The organism is Mesorhizobium sp. M7A.F.Ca.US.005.03.2.1 (assembly GCF_003997795.1).
Lineage (GTDB): Bacteria > Pseudomonadota > Alphaproteobacteria > Rhizobiales > Rhizobiaceae > Mesorhizobium > Mesorhizobium ciceri.
The window spans coordinates 1-3,886 of the sequence record NZ_RZRP01000610.1; the positions used below are offsets into that span (position 1 = coordinate 1).

A 3,886-nucleotide genomic window follows, 5' to 3' on the forward strand; every position below is an offset into this window, starting at 1 on the left:
AGATGACACGCTCCGAGGCCAAGGCGATGGCGGAGCGCCTCGGCGCCAAGGTCGCGGGCTCGGTTTCGGCGAAGACGGATCTGGTGGTCGCCGGGCCGGGTGCCGGCTCCAAGCTCAAGCTCGCCAGCGAACTCGGCATCGAGGTCATCGACGAAGATGCCTGGCTGGCGCGGATCGGCAAGGCCTGATGGACGGCGCATTCAAAGGGTTCGGCCCAAAAGCCATTCCGTTCCTCAAGGCGCTGGATTTCCACCAGAGCCGAGAGTGGTTTTTGGAGAACCGTGACTTGTTCGAACAGGAATTGCGCGATCCGCTCAGTGATCTCGTCGACACGCTGACCGAGCGCTTCGCAAAGGCGGGTCTCGGCCTGCGCGGCGACCGCAAGAAGTCGCTGTTCCGAATCAACCGCGACGTGCGCTTCGCCAAGGACAAGCGGCCTTACAACAGGCATTTGTCTGCCATCCTGTCGCCCGACGGCACCAAGATGGAGCAGGGCGTGTTCTACGTCCATGTCGGGCTTGAGCGCTGCTTCGCCGACATTGCCTGGTGGCAGCCGGAGCCGGCGCTGCTGCTGGCGATGCGCAAAGCCATCGCGACGAAGCCGGACAGGTTTCGCGCCCTGGTGGCGGCGTTGAAGAAGAACCGGCTTGAACTCGAGACCGAAGGCCGTATGAAGCGTACGCCACGCGGCTTCGAGGAAATCAGCGATCCCGACCTTGTCGCCGCCATCCGCAACCGGCATTTTGTCGTCCAGCATGTTATCGATCCCGCGGGAATCCATACGGCTGATCTGGTCGACGAGCTCGTCGATTTCACCTTGCGCGCCAAGCCGCTGCTCGACTGGGGCAGGGCGATCGAGGGCAAGATCCTGAAGGAATAAGCGTCTAACTCAGCCGATCCAGCGATCATTTCCGCTGATCGTTTGGCTCAAGCGAATTCGTGTGACACGGCAAGCCGCGCCACCTACATACCGCGCTTCCCTTGTTGTTGTGCATGTCGTTATCCCCCTTTTGGGCGACATGCATCAGGAGTGGTTGATGGCGACGGACGTAATTTCCGAGAGCGGCGACAGAAGCGATTTCTGGCAAGGCGTGCGGCTGTCGATGCCTGTGGTGGTGGCCTCGGCGCCGTTTGCGGTGCTGTTCGGCGCGCTCGCCGTGGACAATGGCTTCTCGGTCCTGGAAGCCTTTCTGATGAGTGCGCTGGTCTATGGCGGCGCCAGCCAGATGGTCGGCATCCAGCTGTTCGGCCAGCATGTGGCGCCGTGGCTGATCGTGCTGTCGATCTTCGCCGTCAATTTCCGCCACGTGCTCTATTCCGCCGGCATCGGCCGGCGCATCGCGCACTGGCCTGTCATCCAGCAGGTACTAGGCTATTTCATCCTCACCGATCCGCAATTCGCGGTGGCCGAGGCGAGGGCGCAATCCGGCCAGACGGTCGGCTTTGCCTGGTATCTGGGACTTGGCTTGCCTGTCTATCTGTTCTGGATCGTCGAAAGCGCGCTTGGTGCGCTGTTCGGCAAGCTGATCCCCGACACGCACGCGCTGGGCATCGATTTCCTGCTGCCGATCTATTTCCTCGGTCTCGTGCTGGGCTTCCGCAAGCGGCCTCTGTGGCTGCCGGTGGTCATTGCCAGCGCTGCCGCCTCCATCATCGCCTACAAGACCGTGGGCTCGCCCTGGCATGTCTCGATTGGCGCTGTTGCCGGTGTGCTGCTGGCGGTCATCCTGCCTCCCCACCATAGCGGCGTAAAGGCACGGCCATGAGCACGACCTTCTGGATCATTATCGCCGGCGCAATCGCGACCTATCTGACGCGCATCGGCGGGCACCTGGTGATATCGCGCTTCGATACCATCCATCCCCGCGTCGAGGCCGGCCTCAATGCCGTGCCGGCGGCGGTGCTGACGACGCTGGTAGCGCCCGAGCTGTTGAACGCCGGCCCGGCGGAATGGGCCGCACTGGTGGTCACCGCCGTGGTTTCGCTGCGCGGTGGGTTGATGGCGATGTTTTTGGCGGGCGCGGCGGTATTGATCGTGGCGCGGCAGTTCGTCGGGTAGGGCGTATCGATATTCAGGTGATGACGGCCTGCAAACGGCGGCTTCCTGCGCTTCCCCGTTCTACCGCGTCGCGGTAGAACTGAGCTCACGTACCCAAAAGTACGCTCCGCTCCGGTTCACGGAACCCATCGTTTTCGGCTCGTCCTGACCTGAATTCCGCCACGCCCTCGGCGCCTCAGAAAATCAGATCTTCGCGTCGTGCGGCAGCGGCGCGGTGGCCTTCTCCAGCCAGGCCAGCGTTTCGCCGTCGAGCATCGGGCCGATTTCGGCCAGCACGCGCGCGTGGTACGAGTCCAGCCAATGCAGCTCGTCACGCGTCAGAAGGTCCGACTGCACCAGCCTGGTATCGATCGGCGCCAGCGTCAGCGTCTCGAAGCCGTGCATGGCGATGTCGCCGCCCTCGATCTCTTGCGCCGGCGTCACCAGGATCAGGTTCTCGATGCGGATGCCGTAGGAGCCTTCCTTGTAGTAGCCGGGCTCGTTGGACAGCATCATGCCTTCGAGCAGCTTTTCGGTGCCGGTGCGGGCGATACGCTGCGGGCCTTCATGCACGGCCAGATACGAGCCGACGCCATGGCCGGTGCCGTGGGCGAAGTCGCAGCCGTGCTTCCACAGCGCCATGCGCGCGACGGCATCGATCTCGGAGCCGCGCGTGCCGGCGGGAAAGCGCAAGGTGGAAATGCCGATCATGCCTTTCAGCACCAGGGTGAAGCGTTCGCGCATCTCCTGCGTCGGCTGGCCGATCGGCACGGTGCGGGTGATGTCGGTGGTGCCGTCCTGATACTGCGCGCCGGAATCGAGCAGGAACAGCTCGCCGGCCTGCAGCTTGCGGCTGGTGGCGCGCGACACGCGGTAATGCATGATGGCGCCGTTCGGGCCGGCGCCCGAAATGGTGTCGAAGGAGACGTCGCGCAGCGGCATCTGGGTTTCCTCGCCGGTCCGCCGGCGCTGTTCCTCCAGCCTGGTGACGACAGCGATCTCGTCGAGCGAGCCGGGTTTTTGCCGCTCCAGCCAGCACAGCAATTTCGCCACGGCCGCACCGTCACGGCGATGCGCGGCGCGCGAGCCGTTGATCTCGGCCTGGTTCTTGGTGGCGCGCGGGATTCGGGCAGGATCTGCTGCTGCAATGACGGCGCCGCCATTGTCCTCGACCAGCATGCGCAGCCGGTCAGCCGCCAGCACCGGGTCGAGCGCGATTTTCGCGCCACTCTTGGCAAGCGCTGTGATCGCGGCTTCGAATTCGCCGGGCTCATGCGGCTCGGCGAGCTGGGTGAGGTAGGCGGCGACCTGGCGCGAGAATTTGCGCTTATCCATGAAAAGCTGGTGCGACCCATCGGCGGCGAGGATGGCGAAGCCGAGCGCCAGCGGCGTGTGCGGCACGTCGCCGCCACGGATGTTGAAGGCCCAGGCGATGGAGGAGGGGTCGGTCAGCACCGCATGGGTGGCGCCGTCCTTGGCGATCGCCGCCGCCAGCCGCGCCAGCTTGTCCTTGGCGAGCTCGCCGGCAAAGCCGATCGGGTGGAGCTCGACCGGGGCCACCGGCGCGTCGGGCTGATCCTTCCAGATGATGTCGATCGGGTTTTTGTCGAGCGGCACCAGTACGGCGCCGTTCTTGTCGACTGAGGCCTGCAGCGCCTTGACCTCGCTGATCGTGTGCAGCCATGGATCGAAGCCGAGTCGTGCGCCCTTGCCGAGATTGTCTTTCAGCCAGACTGCCGGGGGATTGTCGACCAGGCTTTCGATCGAAAAGACGTCGAGATCGACCTCGCTGCGCACCTGCAGCGTGTAGCGCCCGTCGACAAAGACGAAGGCGCGATCGCGCAGGAC

5 protein-coding genes are annotated in these 3,886 nt (G+C 64.5%); 4 read left to right on the forward strand and 1 reads right to left on the reverse strand.

All coding sequences use genetic code 11. The features are described 5' to 3' along the window. From EN991_RS26690 to EN991_RS26705, 4 genes are all read left to right on the forward strand, one after another. A partial coding sequence (locus tag EN991_RS26690; RefSeq protein ID WP_164769382.1) for a BRCT domain-containing protein occupies positions 1-188 on the forward strand: 188 nt, incomplete at its 5' end. Beyond that, positions 188-880, forward strand: coding sequence for a TIGR02453 family protein (locus EN991_RS26695; RefSeq protein ID WP_013530968.1), 693 nt, complete (start codon positions 188-190; stop codon positions 878-880). The genes EN991_RS26690 and EN991_RS26695, both read left to right, overlap by 1 nt. A gap of 157 nt (positions 881-1,037) precedes the next feature. Continuing rightward, complete coding sequence (locus EN991_RS26700; protein WP_013530969.1) at positions 1,038-1,766, forward strand: AzlC family ABC transporter permease; 729 nt, start codon at positions 1,038-1,040, stop codon at positions 1,764-1,766. Then, the gene (locus EN991_RS26705) at positions 1,763-2,059 is read left to right on the forward strand and encodes an AzlD family protein (protein ID WP_013530970.1); all 297 of its coding nucleotides are present in this window, start codon (positions 1,763-1,765) and stop codon (positions 2,057-2,059) included. Before EN991_RS26700 ends, EN991_RS26705 begins: the two co-directional genes overlap by 4 nt. Positions 2,060-2,242: 183 nt before the next feature. On the opposite strand, the gene EN991_RS26710 is transcribed toward EN991_RS26705, so the two are convergent. Further along, on the reverse strand, positions 2,243-3,886 hold a 1,644-nt coding region (locus tag EN991_RS26710; RefSeq protein WP_164769383.1), incomplete at its 5' end, for an aminopeptidase P family protein.